Consider the following 16,285-nt stretch of genomic DNA (forward strand, 5'->3'; position numbering starts at 1 on the left):
AACTAAGTGCCATTAACTCATTTACGCGAATAGCCGAACCCATGTCTGAATTGCCGGATACCGATTACACCCAACGCTTCATCTTCGACGACCGCGATGTTCGCGGTGAAATGGTCGGGCTGGAGCGCAGCTACGCCGAAGTGCTGGCCAAGCATCCTTACCCGCTGCCTGTCGCGCAGTTGCTCGGCGAGCTGATGGCGGCTGCCGCGCTGCTGGTCGGCACCCTTAAATTCGATGGCCTGTTGATCCTTCAGGCGCAGTCGAGCGGGCCGGTGCCCCTGCTGGCCATCGAATGCACCAGCGAGCACGAAATTCGCGGCCTGGCACGCTATGTGGCCGAGCAGGTCAAGGACGATGCAACCCTTGCCGACCTGATGCCCGGCGGCCATCTGGTCCTGACCATCATTCCGGTCAACGGTCAGCGCTACCAGGGCACGGTGGATCTGGACGGCAAGGACCTTTCGGAGTGTTTCACCAACTATTTCGTCATGTCCCAGCAGGTTAACACCTGTATTTCCCTCGCCGCCGACGGCCAGCGCGCCCGTGGCCTGCTGGTGCAGCAGTTGCCTGCTGATCGCCACAAGGACATCGAGGAGCGTGAGGAAAGCTGGAACCATGTGAAAGCGCTGGCCAATACAGTGAAAGCCGAGGAGCTGCTTGGTCTGGACAATGAGACCGTGCTGCATCGCCTGTATCACGAGGATGCCGTGCGCCTGTTCGATATCCAGCCACTGCATTTCCGCTGCAGCTGCTCGCGGGAGCGCTCCGGTAATGCCCTGGTCAGCCTGGGTAAACCTGATGCGCTGGCCTTGATCGACGAGCATGGCGGCAAGATCGAAGTCGATTGCCAGTTCTGTAATCAGAGCTACCAATTCGACGCGGCCGATATCGAGCAATTGTTCGCCGGTGGCGGTGTAGACACGCCGTCAGATACTCGTCACTAAAACGTTTCAGCACAGGTAAATCTCCTGTCTAACGCCGGAAACTCGCCGTTCTGACAGGAGGGCCCTACTTTTTTTGGGCGTTTCTGGCATAATCCGGCCACTTTTTTCGCTGTAGTAGTTTTCAAAGCTCTACTACAAAACGTTTGGAGCACTCGGCCGCAGGCCGGATGGGGAATCTCATGACGCAAGCCAACAACACCGTGTACACCGACCTGAGCGTCGATGAGCTGGTAAAAGAAGCGCTGAACCGCGGTGAAGGCGAGCTGGCCGATACTGGCGCGCTGGTTGTGAAAACTGGTCATCGTACTGGTCGTTCGCCGGTCGACCGTTTCATCGTCGAAGAGCCGTCCACTCAGGACGCCATCGCCTGGGGTCCGATCAACCGCAAGTTCCCGGCCGACAAGTTCGATGCCCTGTGGGACCGCGTTGAGGCCTTCAACAATGCTCAAGAGCATTTCGTTTCGCACGTTCACGTAGGCGCTGCTTCCGAGCACTACCTGGCCGTCAAAATGACCACCCAGACCGCCTGGCAGAACCTGTTCGGCCGTTGCCTGTTCATCAACCCGCAGCAGTACAACCCTGCTGGCCGTGATGAATGGCAGGTTCTCAACGTTGCCAACTTCGAGTGCGTGCCTGAACGTGACGGCACCAATTCCGACGGCTGCGTGATCCTCAACTTCGCCCAGAAGAAAGTGCTGATCGCTGGTATGCGTTACGCCGGTGAAATGAAGAAAGCCATGTTCTCGGTGCAGAATTTCCTGCTGCCGGCTGCCGACGTGCTGCCAATGCACTGCGCCGCCAACATCGGCGAAGCGGGTGATGTCACCCTGTTCTTCGGCCTGTCCGGCACTGGCAAGACCACCCTGTCCGCCGACGAAAGCCGTTACCTGATCGGTGACGACGAGCACGGCTGGGGCGAAGGCGTTGTGTTCAACATCGAAGGCGGTTGCTATGCCAAGTGCATCGACCTGTCCGAGAAGAACGAGCCGGTTATCTGGAAAGCCATCAAGCACGGCGCGGTACTGGAAAACGTCGTGATCGACGATGCCAAGCACGCTGACTACGCTGATGTCAGCCTGACCCAGAACAGCCGCGCAGCTTACCCGCTGGAGCACGTTGCCAAGCGTTCGGAAAAGAACCTCGGTGGCGAGCCAAACGCGGTGATCTTCCTGACTTGCGACCTGACCGGCGTGCTGCCGCCAGTGTCGATCCTCAACGAAGAACAAGCGGCCTACCACTTCCTGTCCGGCTACACCGCACTGGTGGGCTCGACCGAAATGGGTTCGGGCAGCGGCATCAAGTCGACCTTCTCGACCTGCTTCGGCGCACCGTTTTTCCCGCGTCCTGCTGGCGAATATGCAGAGCTGCTGATCAAGCGCATCCGCGGCTTCGGCTCCAAGGTCTACCTGGTCAACACAGGCTGGACCGGTGGTGGCTACGGCGTTGGCCAACGCTTCAACATCCCGACCACCCGTGCAGTGATCGCCGCGATCCAGAGCGGCGCGCTGGTCGGTGCCGAGACCGAGCACCTGGACATCATCAACCTGGACGTGCCAAAAGCCGTTGCTGGTGTTGAAACCAACCTGCTCAACCCGCGCAACACCTGGGCTGACAAAGCTGCCTACGATGAAGCAGCCAAAGGCCTGGCCAAGCTGTTCACCGAAAACTTCACGAAGTTTGAAGTTTCCGACGCCATCAAGGCTGCTGGTCCACAGCTGTAAGCTGAAACCGGTGTGAAACAGAAAAAGCCGCCCTTATGGGCGGCTTTTTCGTTCTCGGTATTTCTTCGTGATTGTGGGAAGCTTCGGTATTCCCCTATTAACACGCTAGGCCAGTCATGTCCGAAATGCCCCAACGCCACGACTATCCCCACCTGCAGCCGGTTCTTACGCGCTGGCAAGACAGCGACCCCAATGGCCATATCGCCGGTGCCACGGTGTACAGCTATTTCGACACGACCATTCAGGCATTCCTTCAGCAGCAGGCCAACCTGGACCCACAGGAGGGCGAAGTAGTGGGGTTTGTGGTCAGTTCGGCGGCGGACTTTTTTGCCTTGCCGGTGTTCCCGGATACCCTTGAAGTCGGGCTGCGTGTGGCGCGCCTCGCCGGCAGTTCGGTGGAGTATCAGTTGGGGCTGTTTCGGCTCGGCGAGACGCAACCGTGCGCGGCTGGCAAGGTCGTTCAGGTTTTCGTCGAGCGCGCCTCGGGACGGCCGGCTGCGCTGCCAGCTGAGTTGCAGGAGGCGTTCTTACGCTTGCAGGGCTGATTCGCGCTCAGTCGTTCAGGCGAATGATGCCTTCACGTACTGCAAACAACACCAACCCCGGGACATCGTGAATCTGCAGGCGGTGCATGATCTGTGAGCGATGTGCCTCGATGGTTTTCACGCTTAGGCCCAGACCATCGGCAATTGAACGGGTGCTTTCGCCGCGGGCGATCAGGCGCAGAATTTCCAGCTGACGGACTGTCAGTTGCATGGCGTTACTGCCGGGCAGGCGCTTGCTGCTGTGTTTCACCGCTTGACTGATGACCATCGGCAGTACTGCTGAGGACAGGTATTGGCCACCATTTTTCAGCGCCTGCAGTGCCTGCTCCAGTTCTTGTACCGTAGCGCTGTTGAGCAAGAAGCCATGAGCGCCTAGCTGCAGGCAGCGCATAACGAAATCCAGCTCTGAACGCGATGAGAGCATTAGCACATGACTGGCTGGCGCACGCAGACACAACTCGCGCAGGATTTGCTCACTGTCTTGGGTGTCGGCGGTCATACCCAACAGAATCACATCGGGCTTGAGCTTTTCCGCCAAAGCAACTGCGGTCAGGCCATCGCCTGCATCACCGACTACGGCGTAATGTTTCTTTTGTTCGAGCAGCGCGCGCAGGCCAGCTCGAAAGAGCGGCGAGTCATCGGCAAGTAGAATTCGGCAGAGCATGGGTTCGAGCCTGTTTCGCAAGGGTTGGAAGGCGGCAGGTTTGCTCGGTCCGTATGAGCGCTGCCGCGACGGAGCATGATCAGTATCGAAAGTCTGCCGTCGGTGTCGGCAGCGCAGGTCAACATAGACGCTCGAACACCGATGGCAGTATCGGACGAATTGGTAGATCAAGCCCGTGTATGCTTTCACTGTGACCGATCAACAACAGTCCGCCCGGGCGTAATCGAGTCAGCAGTCGCTGTACGACTTGTTGCTTGTCGTCCTGACTGAAATAGCTGAGCAGATTACGTAGAACGATGACATCGAATACCCCGAGGTCATCGGGTAACGGCCGGATCAGGTTGATCTGCCGCACACTGACTCGCTCCCGCAGACTTGTCTGTACCTGCAGGCGCCCGGCCATTTCGCCAATGCCCCATTGGCAATAGCGTTGCAGCCAGCCCTCAGGAAAGTACCGTGCCTGGGCAATGTCGTAGATGCCGTGGCGGGTACGTTCGAGCATATCTGGGCTTATATCACTGGCCAGGACGTGCCAGTTGTCGTTACGGGCGTGTTCGCTGGCAACCATGGCCAGGCTGTAGGCTTCTTCGCCAGACGCGCAGGCAGCGCTCCACAGTTGCACAGGGCCGGTCTTGGTCGCCAGCCAGTGGGCGAGGAATTCGAAATGCGGGTGTTCGCGGAAGAAGTAGGTCTCTTTGGCAACAAGCAGTTCGATCACGCGCTGACGCTCAACACCCTGGTCTGGCCGTGCGAGTAGGAGCAGGTAATCGGAGAAGGTCGCCAATTTATAATGGCGCAGGCGCCTTGCCAGACGGGCAGCAATGACTGCGCGGCGCTCAGAAAGCAGAATCACCCCTGATGCGCGTTCCACCAGCGACTGCAGCTCAAGAAACTGAGCATCGTTGAGCGCAGGTAAGCGCTTGCCTGCCGGCATATCAGCCTCTGCGGACAACGGGCAATAGGGGCGGCGGTGCAGAATCGATGCGCATTCCCTGCGTCCATTGGCTGATTGGGGAATGTTCGATGATAGCTACTGGCTATTTGGGCCAGAATCGGGGTGGCCCCTAAGCCATAGATAAGATAGGGGTATTGCGCCGGTGCGAAATTTCGCCAGATTGACAGGCGGTTTTGCCTGAACGGCTTGATCGGTAACGCGGGGGGATCATTCGTAATCCCTGCCCGTGAGGGCAGGGACTAAGAGATTGGCTTAAGCCCGGACGTGGTTAGCGGTGACGCCAGTGCTTCTTGTGCTTGCGATGGCCATAGTGATGGCCACGGTCGTGGCGGTAGCCGCGGTCGTCGTAGTCACGGCTGCTGTAGTGACGATCTTCCTTGTCACTTTCCTTGCCCATGTAGTTACCCAGTGCGCCACCGGCACCACCGCCTGCAGCTGCACCGATGTAGCCACCGTTGACACCACCCACGCTGCGACCAATTGCATTACCGCCAGCTGCGCCCAATGCGCCACCGATGGCCGCTTCGCCACGGCTGTGTTTGTTGGCACCGACAGCACTGCCGGCTGCGCCGCCAAGGCCTGCACCGATTGTCGAACCGGTGCTGCCGCCGATCGACTGACCGACTGCAGACCCCAGTACCCCACCCAATGCGCCGCCGATACCGGCTTCGGTGGTGCCACCTGCCGAGGCAACGCCACTGAGCAGGCCGAGAGACAACAACAGAATCGAGGAGTACTTCATCAAGAGAGCCTCATAAGGATGACGAGGCGATCCTGAGGCTGACGGAGGGGGCTGGCAATGGAAATCCGACGAGTAACACGAGTTGTACACAATTCTCTAAGTTACTGTTTTAACTATGAAACTTTCTTGATTTTTGGCTGTCTGAGCTTACTTGAGACAAGGCCCCGGCATCGCTGCCAGGGCCTTTTTTGTGCGTGTTGAGCGGTGGATTCTGTCAGACGATACGCGTGTTGTCGCTCGCGGCTTGCAGTTGGATCGCGACGAACTTCGAAGTTGGCGTGTGGCTACCGTCACCGACGCTCTCCAGCGGTACCAGCGGATTCACTTCCGGGTAATAGGCTGCCGCCTGACCGGCGGGTATATCGAAAGCGAGCAGGGTGAAACCTTTGACCCGGCGTTCGCGGCCATCGCTCCATAGCGAAACAATATCGGCCTTTTGTCCAGGGTGAAAGCCCAGGCGGATGATGTCGGCTTCATTGACGAACAGTACGTTACGTTGGCCCTTGACCCCACGGTAGCGGTCATCGAGGCCGTAGATGGTGGTGTTGTACTGATCGTGGGAACGCATCGACTGCATGATCAGATCAGGCACCTGCCCGGTTTCACGCACACGTTCGTGCAGAAGGTCCTCAGGCAGCCGGTTGGCCTTGAAGTTAGCTAGGCCGCTGGCAGTTTTCCACTGCCGTTGCCCAGCGCTATTGCCCAGATAGAACCCGCCCGGGTGTTCCAGACGCTGGTTGAAGCTGTCGAAGCCTGGGATGGTGTCGCTGATCAGGTCGCGAATACGCGCGTAGTCGCCGACCAACCAGTTCCAGTCCACCGGTTTGGCGCCCAGTGTGGCAGCGGCAATACCGGCGATGACGGCCGGCTCTGAACGCATCTGGCGTGACAGTGGCTGCAGTTGACCGTTGGAGGCATGCACCATGCTGAACGAGTCTTCCACGGTGACTGCCTGCGGGCCTTCGGCTTGCTGGTCGATGTCGGTACGGCCAAGGCACGGCAGGATCAGTGCCTGCTTGCCGTGAATCAAATGGCTGCGGTTGAGCTTGGTGCTGATCTGCACGGTCAGTTCACAGCTACGCAGGGCCTGTGCAGTGCGTTCAGTATCCGGCGTGGCCTGGGCAAAATTGCCACCAAGGCCGATGAACACTTTGGCCTGGCCGGCGAGCATGGCGCCAATCGCTTCCACGGTATTGTGACCGTTATGACGTGGCACCTTGAAGCTGAAGCGGCGCTCCAGCGCATCGAGCAGGGCAACCGGCGGGCGCTCGTTGATGCCCATGGTGCGGTCGCCTTGCACGTTACTATGGCCGCGCACTGGGCACAGGCCCGCACCGGGCACGCCGAGGTTGCCGCGCAGCAGCATCAGGTTGGCTATTTCCTGGATGGTCGCCACCGAGTGACGGTGCTGGGTGATACCCATGGCCCAGCACATGATGACCTTCTTGGCTTTGCAGTACATCCGTGCAGCTTGTTCGATCTCTGCCAGGTTCAGACCGGACTGGGACTCGATCGCTGCCCAGGTGGTGGCATCCACCGCCTCCAGGTAATCAGTAATCCCTTGGGTGTGCTGATTGAGGAAGTCATGATCGAAGACGGCCGCTGCGTTACTGGCCTGAGCCTCGCGCTCCCACTGCAGAAGGAACTTGGCCATGCCCCGGAGCAAAGCCATGTCGCCGCCCAGGGCTGGGCGCAAGTAAGCGGTGTTGGTCGGGCGGTCGCCGTTGGTGAGCATTTCCAGCGGATGCTGCGGGTGCTGGAAACGTTCCAGGCCACGTTCCTTGAGGGGGTTGATACACACCACCTGGGCACCACGCTTGACGGCCTCGCGCAGCGGTTCGAGCATGCGTGGATGGTTGGTGCCGGGATTTTGGCCCCAGACGAAAATAGCCTCTGCGTGCTCAAAATCGTCAAAGGTCACCGTGCCTTTACCGACGCCGACACTCTGCCCCAAGGCCACGCCACTGGCCTCGTGGCACATGTTCGAGCAGTCCGGGAAGTTGTTGGTGCCAAAGGCACGCACAAACAGCTGGTACAGATAGGCCGCTTCGTTGCTGGCCCGCCCCGAGGTGTAGAACTCGGCCTGATCGGGGTTGGCGAGGTTATGCAGATGGCTGGCGATCAGGGCGAACGCTGCGTCCCAGTCGATCGGACGGTAACGGTCAGTGCTCGGCTCATAGACCATCGGCTCGGTCAGTCGGCCTTGGTACTCGAGCCAGTAGTCGCTCTGATCCAGCAGCGCGGTAACACTGTGGCGAGCAAAGAATGCAGCATCGACACGGCGCTTGGTCGCCTCCCAGTTCACCGCCTTGGCGCCGTTCTCACAGAATTTGACCATGCCGCTTTCCGGCGAATCGCCCCAGGCGCAACCGGGGCAGTCGAAGCCGCCATTCTGGTTGGTCTTGAGCAAGGCGCGGATGTTCTTCAGCGCGTTGTCGCTGCCGATCCAGGCTTGGGCCACGCTGCGTAGAGCACCCCAGCCTCCAGCAGCACCGTGATAGGGCTTGTAACGCGGGACGGGCTTCTGATCGGCTTGGTGATGCAGGCTCACGGTCAATTCTCCAGCACGGGGCTGAAGACCCGTGGCGCGCTGTGTTTAGGCAAATGGATCAGGTTCAGGTTGTGACGGCGCGCCCACTGCAGGGCCAGGCCGGTGGGTGAGGACAAGCTGACCAGGGTCTGGATGCCGGCACGCAGGACCTTCTGGATCAACTCCAGGCTACAGCGGCTTGTAACAATCGCCAGCCCGCCGTCGAGGCTGATGTGCTGGCGCAACAGGGCACCAATCAACTTGTCCAGGGCGTTGTGACGGCCAATGTCTTCGCGGCCCAACAGCAGTTCACCCTGGTTGTTCATGTACAAGGCCGCATGTACCGCCCCGCAGTGCTGGCCCAGGGGCTGGAAGGCGTCGATGCGCTGGCGCAGGCCGTCGAGCCAGTGCGCGGGCGGCAGCGGAGTGCCAGGCAATACCTTCAGCTCCGGCAGGGCTTGTTCCAGGGCTTCAACCCCACACAGTCCGCAACCGCTGGTGCCCGCCAGTTGTCGGCGCTGGTTTTTCAGGTTCCAGAAAGCGCGACTGGCGATCTCGACCTCAGCGCTGATCGCCGAACCGCGGCCCGTGAGCTTGAGGTCATAGATGTCGTCTGGTGAGGCGATGATGCCGCTGCCGAGGCTGAAACCAACGATGAAATCTTCAAGGTCAGTCGGGCTGACCAGCATGACTGCCTGGTTGATACCGTTGTAGGCAATGGCCAATGCGACTTCTTCGGCCAGCGCAGTGCTGGCCTGGCTGTGGTCGGTCAGGTGGCTGTAGTCATAGTGATTGCTGGCCGCGGGCGCAGTCAGGGGGGCGGACGCCGCGCAGGCCGGAGGTTTTGTAGGCATTAGAGATACCGGCGACTAGTCTGGATTAAGCCTAGGCTTGCGCTCGGTTATCGTCTAATCGCTAATGCTGATGCATTGATAGGTGGCGTCGATCAGACACCACTTTGCAGGGCTTGAAATTCAGCCAGGCAAGCTTCGGCCAAGGCCGAGCGCGGCGCTGTGCGGCGCATGATCAGGCCCAGTGGCGCCAGGGTGCAGGCCTGCTCTATTGGTTGCAGGCGCAGCTTTTCGGTCAGCACTTCCAAACCTGCAGCCAGTGGCATGATCGCGCAACACAGGCCACCGCGAACCGCTTGGACCAACTGATGGACGGCATCAGTCTGCAACAGCAAGCGCGGTTGCAGGCCACGGCTGTGGAAGTTGTGATCGATCGACTGGCGAAAGTGCATGCCGGCGGTCAGCAGGCCCAGTGGCAGTTCGGTCAATGCTTGCCAGCTTAAGGGCTGCTCGTCGAAGCGAAAATGATCTGGGTCATACATCAGTCCCATGCGCGTCTCGCCCAGGGGCAGCGACAGAAAGCGGTCGTGGTCCAGGCGCTCTAGGTAGGAGACTCCCAGATCCAGACGATTGCTGGTCAGCTGCTCGAGAATCTGCTCGGAGCTCAGCGCGCTGAGTTCGAAGTTCAGGTCCGGGTGATGCTGGTGCAAGCGTTGCAGCAATGGCAAGGGATCGAAGCTCGACAGGGGCACCACTCCCAACCGCAGGTTACCGACCAAGTGACCGCGACAGGCAGCGGCTTCGGCATGCAGGCCGTCATAGGCAGCAATCACCGTGCGTGCCCAAGCCAATACGCGCTCTCCTTGGGCGGTAAAGCCTTCGAAGCGCTGACCGCGGTTAACCAGGGCCAGATCCAGTTCCTGCTCCAGATTGCGCAAGCGCATGGACAGCGTGGGTTGGGTCACATGACAGCGGGCGGCGGCTTGACCGAAGTGGCGGGTTTCATCCAGGGCGATGAGGAATTTGAGTTGTTTGATGTCCATCGTCGCTCCTTGGCGCAAAGCAGGCGAAGCATTCTAACCTGTCCTAGACTGCAGGCTCCGAGATTCATAACCAAGGAGAGCGGTATGAGCATTTTCAGTTTCATCAAAGAGGCCGGCGAGAAAATCATCGACCTGCTGACGCCGGGTAATGCCAATGCCAGCGAGCAGTTGAAGGACCATGTGGCCAAAGTCGGACTGGGTAACCCGAACGTTCAGACGACGGTGGAGGGCGACAAGGTTATCGTCACCGGTGAGGTCTCCAGTCAGGAAGAAAAAGAGAAGATCCTTCTGGCGCTGGGTAACATTGCTGGGGTTGCTGAGGTCGATGACCAGATTACCGTCACTGGGCCGGTGGCCACTGCCGCGCGCTTTGTGGTGGTGAAAAAAGGCGACACACTGAGCGCCATATCTCTGACCGTTTACGGTAATGCCAACCTGTACAACAAAATCTTCGAAGCCAACAAGCCGATGCTCAGTCATCCGGACAAGATTTATCCCGGCCAGACCCTGCGTATCCCCGAGTAAACCTCAAAGCCCTTCGAGCAGCGTCCGGTAGTCCTCCACGGCGGCGAACTCTTCGGTATCACGTGGCCCTTTGCGACTGTCCGGCTGGCGCACCGCAAGCAGGTGCGCCACGCCAAAGTCGCGGGCACTGCGCAAGATCGACAAGGTGTCATCGATAAACAGGCTGCGCTGCGGAGCAAAGCCGATATCGGCCTGCAATGCATCCCAGAACTGTGGATTTTCCTTGGGGTAGCCATAGTCGTGGGAACTGATCAGGCGTTCGAAGTAAGGTGCAAGCTCTACTCTTTCCAATTTCAATGACAGCGAGTCGCGGTGGGCGTTGGTGATCAGGATCACCCGTTTGCCGGCCTGCTTGATTGCCTGCAAAAAGGTGTCAGCGTCCGGACGTAGGGCAATCAGATGGGCGGTCTCGAGCTTGAGGTCGCGTACTGAAAGATTCAGCTCGCGGCTCCAGAAGTCCAGGCAGTACCAGTTCAACGAGCCTGCGTGCTGCTCGAACAACGGCTGCATTTCCAATTCAGCCATTGCCCGGCTGATGCCGTGCAGCTCGGCATAGCGCTGGGGCAGGTGTTCGAGCCAGAAGTGGTTGTCGAAGTGCAGGTCCAGCAGGGTGCCGTCCATGTCCAGCAGTACAGTGTCGATGGTGGACCAGGCTAAAACGGGCATATGAAATTCTCGGACAGTCAGGGCAACAGTGGCCGGGCAAGCCACGGTATAGTAACCCGTTCACGCCCAGGAGCCGCCCCATGCGCCAGAAACCTACCGTACTCTCCCGCGAGATTGTCGCCAGCAGCCGCCTGTTTCGGGTCGAAGCTGTGCAGTTGCGCTTTGCCAATGGTAACGAGCGCACCTACGAACGGCTTGTGGGGCGTGGTAACGGTTATGGCGCGGTGATGATCGTGGCCATGCTCGATGCCGAGCATGCGGTGCTGGTTGAAGAGTACTGCGGTGGTACCGATGAATACGAGCTGTCCTTGCCCAAAGGCCTGATCGAGCCGGGTGAAGATGTGCTGGCAGCAGCCGACCGCGAGCTCAAGGAAGAGGCGGGCTATGGTGCTCATCAACTTGAGCACCTGACCGAGTTGTCGCTGTCGCCGGGCTACATGAGCCAGAAGATTCAGGTGGTGTTGGCCACCGATCTGTATGAGGAGCGCCTGGAAGGTGATGAGCCAGAGCCAATGCGCGTCGACAAGATCAACCTGCGCGAGCTTTCGGCCTTGGCCCAGCACCCGCAGTTTTCCGAAGGCCGCGCGCTGGCGGCGTTGTATCTGGTGCGTGATCTGCTGACCCAGCGTGGGGCGTTCAGCGCATGAATGATCAACAGTTGATGCATCAGGTGGTTGAGTTGGCACGGCAGGCGGGCCAGGCCATCCTGCCGTTCTGGCGCGTCGATGTGGCGGTGACGACCAAACTCGATGAGTCGCCGGTCACTGCTGCCGACCTGGCTGCCCATGAGGTGATTGCCAAGGGCCTGCAGGCGTTGGCCCCGCAGATCCCGGTGCTGTCTGAAGAGGACTGCGATATTCCCTTGAGTGAGCGTCAGCGGTGGCAGCGCTGGTGGCTGGTCGACCCGCTCGACGGCACCAAGGAGTTCATTGCCGGTTCTGAAGAGTTCACGGTCAATATCGCCCTGATCGAGCAGGGCCGTGTGGTGTTTGGCGTCGTGGCAATTCCCACCAATGGACGTTGCTACTTTGGTGGCCAGGGTATTGGTGCCTGGTGTGCCGAGGCTAATGCCGCGCCACAGGCAATCCAGGTGCGTCTGGCGCCACCTGCGGGGGCGGGGTTTACCGTGGTCGCCAGCCGACGGCATTCAAGCCCGCAGCAGGAAGCCTTGTTGGCGGGCTTGAGTACTGCGGTCGGTGAATTGCAGCTTGCCAATATCGGCAGTTCGTTGAAATTCTGCCTGCTGGCCGAGGGGGCCGCCGACTGCTATCCGCGTCTGGCGCCGACGTCCCAGTGGGATACCGCTGCCGCCCAGGGTGTTCTGGAGGGCGCGGGCGGTGAAGTGCTTAGTCTGAATGGCCAAGCCTTTACCTACCCGCCGCGTGAGTCATTGCTCAATGCCCACTTCCTGGCCTTGCCGGCCGCTGCGCCGTGGCGTGAGCGCCTACTGCAGCTGGCTTCAACGGTGTAGCACGTACTGGCCGCTAAACAGCACGGCGGCCTCATCACTACCGGCGTTGGTGACTTGTGTATGCAGGTTCAGGCGCGCACGACCACGGCGCTGGTAGGTGGCAACGAAGCGTTCCCAAACCTTCTCCTCCGGCGCTTGGCAGGCGGCGATAGCTACTCCGGTCACTGGCAGCGGATAGCTGATGTGCCCTTCCTGAATGACGATATGACCGTCGTCGATCCCTGCCTCACGCAGGCGCAAGTGCAACCAGCCCCAGCCAACCAGTACGGCCGCGCAGTACAAGCTGCCACCGAACATAGTGCTCTTGTGGTTGACGTTAGCGGCCAACGGCAGCTGCAGGCGCAGTTGGTGCTGTTGCCAGTCGAGTACCTGCAAACCCATCTCGCGGGTCAGGGGGATGTCGCTGTGTAGCACTGACTCCAGGTAGTGGCTGTCTGTGGTCATGGGCGGTTGTCCTCCAGATCGTCAGTGCTGCTGTTGCTGTCAGCGAAGCTCAGGCCGTGCTTGCGCAGCTTGTCATGCAGGGTCTTGCGTGGAATCCCGAGTGCTTCGGCAAGGCTGCGCATGGAGCTGTGCGGCTGGGTCAGTTCGGCGGCAATCAGCGAACGCTCGAAGTGCTCGACCTGCTCACTGAGGTTACCACTGCCAGGTATTGCAGGGTGTTCCTGGAAATGTGGTGGTGCTTCGCCATCGAGCGCCAGCTCCAGCCCTAGGGCGAAGCGTTCAGCGGCATTTTGCAGTTCACGTACGTTGCCTGGCCAATTGTGGCGCAGTAACAGCGCACGCTGCGCCGGTTGCAACGCGTGAGCCGATAGGCCATGACGCGCGCTGGCAGCATCGGCGAAATGCTGGAACAGCACGAGGATGTCATCACCGCGTTCGCGCAGCGGCGGAATACGCAGGGGGGCGACATTCAGGCGGTAGTAAAGGTCGGCACGGAAGCGGCCTTGGTCGGCAGCCTGTCGCAAGTCTTCCTTGGTAGCGGCAATGATGCGGATATCCAGCGGAATCTGCTGGTTGCCACCCAGGCGCTCGACCACCCGTTCCTGCAGCAAACGCAGTAGTTTGACCTGTACATCCAGGCTCATGCTTTCGATTTCATCGAGAAACAGCGTGCCGCCATTGGCGAACTCGAACTTGCCGATTCGGCGTTTCTGCGCACCAGTGAACGCACCGGGTTCGTGGCCGAACAGTTCACTTTCGACCACCGATTCGGCCAGGGCGCCGGCATTGATAGCGACAAAAGGACCGTCGCGTCGGCTCGACAGGTCATGCAGCGCTCGGGCTACCACTTCCTTGCCTGCGCCCGTCTCGCCGAGGATCAGTACATCGGCGCGGGTGCCGGCCAGCGCGCCGATTTGCTCGCGCAGGCGCTGTATAGGCGACGAGTGGCCAACCAGCCGCGTACTCAGTTCCTGGCGGTCGCTCAGGGCCAGGCGCAGACTGCGGTTGTCCAGTACCAGGCGACGCAGGGCCAGGGCGCGGCGCACGCTGTCGAGCAGGGCATCGCTGGCGAAGGGTTTCTCGAGAAAATCATAGGCCCCAGCGCGCATGGCCTGTACCGCCAGGGGCACGTCGCCATGACCGGTAATCAGCAACACCGGCAGATCGGGGTCCTGGGCATGCACCTGTTGCAGCAGCTCCAGGCCATCGATGCCAGGCATGCGGATATCGCTGACCAGCACGCCTGGCCAGTCCGGTTCGATGCGTCCGGCCAGGTTCTGGGCATCGCTCAGGGACAAGACTTTAAGGCCGGCAAGATCCAGGGTCTGGCTCAGTGCCTGGCGCAGGTGTGGGTCGTCGTCGACCAGGATCACCTGTACCTGACTGTCAATGAGCGGCTCGGTTGTCATGCCGATGGGTCCTCCGAGGTTTGCAGGTTGGCGCCGGGTTTGGCCATGCGCAGTTGCAGGGTAAGCAGGGCGCCACCTTCGGGGTGGTTGCCAAGCAGCAACTCGCCGCCTAGCGCGCGCATCAAGGTATCGCAGATCGCCAGGCCCAGCCCAAGACCTTGGGTACGTGTCTTGGTGGTGAAAAAGGGCTCACGGGCACGGGCCAGCGCTTCGCTGGTGAAACCGGGACCGTTGTCGCGAATGTAGAGGTAGACGTTGCCGTCGCGCTGTTCGGCACTGAGCATGAGCCTGCGCGGGTTGGCTTTTTCGGTCAGGGCATCGAGGGCGTTGGCTAACAGATTTCCCAGTACCTGACGTAAGCGGGTCTCACCCGCCTGGACCCATAGCGTCGCGTCCGGCAGATCGCGCACCAACTCCACGGCCATGGCCCGGCGACGTTTGGCCAGCAGGGCCAAGGCGTCATCCAGCGCTGGCTGCAGTGCCACGCTTTCCGGCGCATGACGGTCACGACGAGCGAACGCACGCAGGTGGGCAATGATCGAGGCCATGCGCCCGGTCAGTTCGCTGATCAGCTTGAGGTTGCTGCGTGCGTCATCGGTGCGCTGATGGTCGAGGAGGATCTCGGCATTTTCTGCATAGCTGCGGATTGCCGCCAGCGGCTGATTGAGTTCGTGACTGATGCTTGCCGACATGGTCCCCAGTACCGACAGTTTGCCGGCCTGGACCAACTCGTCCTGGGCTCGCACCAATTCCTGCTGGGCTTGCTCACGCTCCAGTACTTCACTTTTCAGGCGGCTGTTCAGGCCTTCGAGGTCGGCGGTGCGTTCAATCACCCGCTTCTCCAGTTCCTGGCGTGCGTGAGCCTCGAAGTCGATGCGGTCCATGTAGTGACGTCGACGTTGCATGATCAAACCAAGCAACAGCATCAGTACCAGCAAGGCGGCGGCACCGATTGCGACCACGGTGTTTACCGAACGGTCGATCAAGGTTCTCGGTGCGAGGATGCTGACCTGCCAACCGGTTTCCTCGATAGCCTGGGTCTGGATCAACCAGGCTTGCTCGTTGAGGTTCAGGGGCTGAGGCGTCTGGGTCGGGTAGGGCTGGATGGCGGTAATCGCCTCGCGTTCAGCGTCGGTCAGCGGCCGGGTGGCACGGAAGCGCCAGTCTGGGCGGGAGGTCAGGATCACCACGCCGTTGTGGTCAGTCAGAAGTAACTGCTCGGGGGTTTTACCCCACAGGGTTTCGGTGTGATCCAGATCGACCTTAACTACCAATGCACCGATGATCTCGTCGCCGTCACGCACGGCGGCGGCGAAGAAATAGCCGCGTTTGGCCGATGTCGTGCCCTGGCCAAAGAAGCGTCCCAGGCGTCCGGCAACGGCTTCAGTGTAATAAGGACGAAATGCGAAATTTCGGCCAATGAAACTATCGTGCTTGTCCCAATTGGAGGCCGCCAATGTGTTGCCCTTGGCATCCATCAAGTACATGACTTCGGCGCCCGTCTGGGTGGCGATGTTCTTGAGCAGGCGGTTGGCGTTGGTCAGGGTTTCCAGGCGGATTGGATCGGCCAGCACCGCACGCAAGGCGGGCAGGTCACCGAGGATCTGCGGCAGGGTTTCATAGCGGTGCAGGGTGCCGAGCAAGTTGGCGACGTACAGGTCCAGGATCTGGCGGTTCTGGCCGGCCAGTTCGCCCTGGTAGTAGTGCTTGGCCAAGTGCTGCAAGGGCCAGAGCAAAGGCGCCAGGCATATCGCCAGTAGTGCCAGGCTGCGCCATCGAGGACGGCGGGGAAGAGGTGGAGTCTTGGTCATCGTAACTGCGCCAGAATGATCTGG

The 16,285-nt window shown here is 60.2% G+C and carries 16 protein-coding genes; 6 read left to right on the plus strand and 10 right to left on the minus strand.

All coding sequences use genetic code 11. The features are described 5' to 3' along the window. The first annotated feature begins 41 nt into the window (after nucleotides 1–41). From hslO to CX511_RS02025, 3 genes are all read left to right on the plus strand, one after another. Nucleotides 42–944 carry an Hsp33 family molecular chaperone HslO gene (hslO, locus tag CX511_RS02015; RefSeq protein ID WP_045180933.1) on the plus strand — a complete coding sequence of 301 codons (903 nt, stop codon included), beginning with the start codon at nucleotides 42–44 and terminating at the stop codon, nucleotides 942–944. A gap of 179 nt (nucleotides 945–1,123) precedes the next feature. Beyond that, complete coding sequence (locus CX511_RS02020; RefSeq protein ID WP_045180932.1) at nucleotides 1,124–2,665, plus strand: phosphoenolpyruvate carboxykinase; 1,542 nt, start codon at nucleotides 1,124–1,126, stop codon at nucleotides 2,663–2,665. Between the two features lie 116 nt (nucleotides 2,666–2,781). After that, a complete protein-coding gene (locus tag CX511_RS02025) occupies nucleotides 2,782–3,210 on the plus strand; it encodes an acyl-CoA thioesterase (RefSeq protein ID WP_045180930.1) in 429 nt (142 codons plus the stop codon). 7 nt (nucleotides 3,211–3,217) lie between these two features. Here the strand turns inward: CX511_RS02025 and CX511_RS02030 are convergent, their stop codons facing one another. The 6 genes from CX511_RS02030 to CX511_RS02055 all read right to left on the minus strand — a co-directional run bounded on the left by CX511_RS02030 (nucleotide 3,218) and on the right by CX511_RS02055 (nucleotide 9,935). After that, entirely contained in the window at nucleotides 3,218–3,874 is a 657-nt protein-coding gene (locus tag CX511_RS02030; protein ID WP_101293087.1) for a response regulator, read from the minus strand. 118 nt (nucleotides 3,875–3,992) lie between these two features. Further along, nucleotides 3,993–4,808, minus strand: coding sequence for a CheR family methyltransferase (locus tag CX511_RS02035; protein ID WP_101293086.1), 816 nt, complete (start codon nucleotides 4,806–4,808; stop codon nucleotides 3,993–3,995). A 289-nt stretch (nucleotides 4,809–5,097) separates the two neighbouring features. Then, nucleotides 5,098–5,571, minus strand: coding sequence for a glycine zipper domain-containing protein (locus CX511_RS02040; RefSeq protein WP_045180922.1), 474 nt, complete (start codon nucleotides 5,569–5,571; stop codon nucleotides 5,098–5,100). Nucleotides 5,572–5,785: 214 nt separating this feature from the next. Further along, nucleotides 5,786–8,122, minus strand: a complete 2,337-nt coding sequence (locus CX511_RS02045) for an FdhF/YdeP family oxidoreductase (protein WP_045180919.1) — start codon at nucleotides 8,120–8,122, stop codon at nucleotides 5,786–5,788. A 2-nt stretch (nucleotides 8,123–8,124) separates the two neighbouring features. Further along, nucleotides 8,125–8,955, minus strand: coding sequence for a formate dehydrogenase accessory sulfurtransferase FdhD (gene fdhD, locus CX511_RS02050; RefSeq protein ID WP_101293085.1), 831 nt, complete (start codon nucleotides 8,953–8,955; stop codon nucleotides 8,125–8,127). Nucleotides 8,956–9,047: 92 nt separating this feature from the next. After that, nucleotides 9,048–9,935 carry a LysR family transcriptional regulator gene (locus tag CX511_RS02055; protein WP_045180913.1) on the minus strand — a complete coding sequence of 296 codons (888 nt, stop codon included), beginning with the start codon at nucleotides 9,933–9,935 and terminating at the stop codon, nucleotides 9,048–9,050. Between the two features lie 84 nt (nucleotides 9,936–10,019). On the opposite strand from CX511_RS02055, the gene lysM reads away from it, so the two are divergent. Next, a complete protein-coding gene (lysM, locus tag CX511_RS02060) occupies nucleotides 10,020–10,460 on the plus strand; it encodes a peptidoglycan-binding protein LysM (RefSeq protein WP_045180910.1) in 441 nt (146 codons plus the stop codon). Between the two features lie 3 nt (nucleotides 10,461–10,463). Here lysM and yrfG read toward each other — a convergent pair whose 3' ends face one another. Further along, nucleotides 10,464–11,126, minus strand: coding sequence for a GMP/IMP nucleotidase (yrfG, locus tag CX511_RS02065; RefSeq protein ID WP_045180907.1), 663 nt, complete (start codon nucleotides 11,124–11,126; stop codon nucleotides 10,464–10,466). 80 nt (nucleotides 11,127–11,206) lie between these two features. On the opposite strand from yrfG, the gene nudE reads away from it, so the two are divergent. Both nudE and cysQ read left to right on the plus strand, forming a co-directional pair. Then, entirely contained in the window at nucleotides 11,207–11,773 is a 567-nt protein-coding gene (nudE, locus tag CX511_RS02070) for an ADP compounds hydrolase NudE (protein WP_045180904.1), read from the plus strand. Then, nucleotides 11,770–12,597 carry a 3'(2'),5'-bisphosphate nucleotidase CysQ gene (gene cysQ / locus CX511_RS02075; RefSeq protein WP_045180901.1) on the plus strand — a complete coding sequence of 276 codons (828 nt, stop codon included), beginning with the start codon at nucleotides 11,770–11,772 and terminating at the stop codon, nucleotides 12,595–12,597. Before nudE ends, cysQ begins: the two co-directional genes overlap by 4 nt. On the opposite strand, the gene CX511_RS02080 is transcribed toward cysQ, so the two are convergent. From CX511_RS02080 to CX511_RS02090, 3 genes are read right to left on the minus strand one after another with little or no spacing between them, the layout of a single operon-like run. Continuing rightward, entirely contained in the window at nucleotides 12,586–13,041 is a 456-nt protein-coding gene (locus CX511_RS02080; protein WP_045180898.1) for a YiiD C-terminal domain-containing protein, read from the minus strand. The two genes, cysQ and CX511_RS02080, sit on opposite strands and share 12 nt — an antisense overlap. After that, a complete protein-coding gene (locus tag CX511_RS02085) occupies nucleotides 13,038–14,450 on the minus strand; it encodes a sigma-54-dependent transcriptional regulator (RefSeq protein WP_045180895.1) in 1,413 nt (470 codons plus the stop codon). Before CX511_RS02085 ends, CX511_RS02080 begins: the two co-directional genes overlap by 4 nt. Then, on the minus strand, nucleotides 14,447–16,261 hold the full coding sequence (locus tag CX511_RS02090) for a sensor histidine kinase (RefSeq protein ID WP_045180892.1): 1,815 nt from the start codon (nucleotides 16,259–16,261) through the stop codon (nucleotides 14,447–14,449). Before CX511_RS02090 ends, CX511_RS02085 begins: the two co-directional genes overlap by 4 nt. Nucleotides 16,262–16,285: the final 24 nt, after the last annotated feature.

It is taken from the genome of Pseudomonas sp. S06B 330, from assembly GCF_002845275.2.
Classification (GTDB): domain Bacteria; phylum Pseudomonadota; class Gammaproteobacteria; order Pseudomonadales; family Pseudomonadaceae; genus Aquipseudomonas.

Bases quoted from the DNA above. Each gene is read 5' to 3' on its own strand.
- CX511_RS02020 (WP_045180932.1), top strand. From the start codon at position 1,124: ATGACGCAAGCCAACAACACCGTGTACACCGACCTGAGCGTCGATGAG.
- nudE (WP_045180904.1), top strand. From the start codon at position 11,207: ATGCGCCAGAAACCTACCGTACTCTCCCGCGAGATTGTCGCCAGCAGC.
- CX511_RS02035 (WP_101293086.1), bottom strand. From the start codon at position 4,808: ATGCCGGCAGGCAAGCGCTTACCTGCGCTCAACGATGCTCAGTTTCTT.
- CX511_RS02025 (WP_045180930.1), top strand. From the start codon at position 2,782: ATGTCCGAAATGCCCCAACGCCACGACTATCCCCACCTGCAGCCGGTT.
- hslO (WP_045180933.1), top strand. From the start codon at position 42: ATGTCTGAATTGCCGGATACCGATTACACCCAACGCTTCATCTTCGAC.
- CX511_RS02040 (WP_045180922.1), bottom strand. From the start codon at position 5,571: ATGAAGTACTCCTCGATTCTGTTGTTGTCTCTCGGCCTGCTCAGTGGC.
- yrfG (WP_045180907.1), bottom strand. From the start codon at position 11,126: ATGCCCGTTTTAGCCTGGTCCACCATCGACACTGTACTGCTGGACATG.
- CX511_RS02080 (WP_045180898.1), bottom strand. From the start codon at position 13,041: ATGACCACAGACAGCCACTACCTGGAGTCAGTGCTACACAGCGACATC.
- cysQ (WP_045180901.1), top strand. From the start codon at position 11,770: ATGAATGATCAACAGTTGATGCATCAGGTGGTTGAGTTGGCACGGCAG.
- lysM (WP_045180910.1), top strand. From the start codon at position 10,020: ATGAGCATTTTCAGTTTCATCAAAGAGGCCGGCGAGAAAATCATCGAC.
- CX511_RS02055 (WP_045180913.1), bottom strand. From the start codon at position 9,935: ATGGACATCAAACAACTCAAATTCCTCATCGCCCTGGATGAAACCCGC.
- CX511_RS02090 (WP_045180892.1), bottom strand. From the start codon at position 16,261: ATGACCAAGACTCCACCTCTTCCCCGCCGTCCTCGATGGCGCAGCCTG.
- CX511_RS02030 (WP_101293087.1), bottom strand. From the start codon at position 3,874: ATGCTCTGCCGAATTCTACTTGCCGATGACTCGCCGCTCTTTCGAGCT.
- CX511_RS02085 (WP_045180895.1), bottom strand. From the start codon at position 14,450: ATGACAACCGAGCCGCTCATTGACAGTCAGGTACAGGTGATCCTGGTC.
- fdhD (WP_101293085.1), bottom strand. From the start codon at position 8,955: ATGCCTACAAAACCTCCGGCCTGCGCGGCGTCCGCCCCCCTGACTGCG.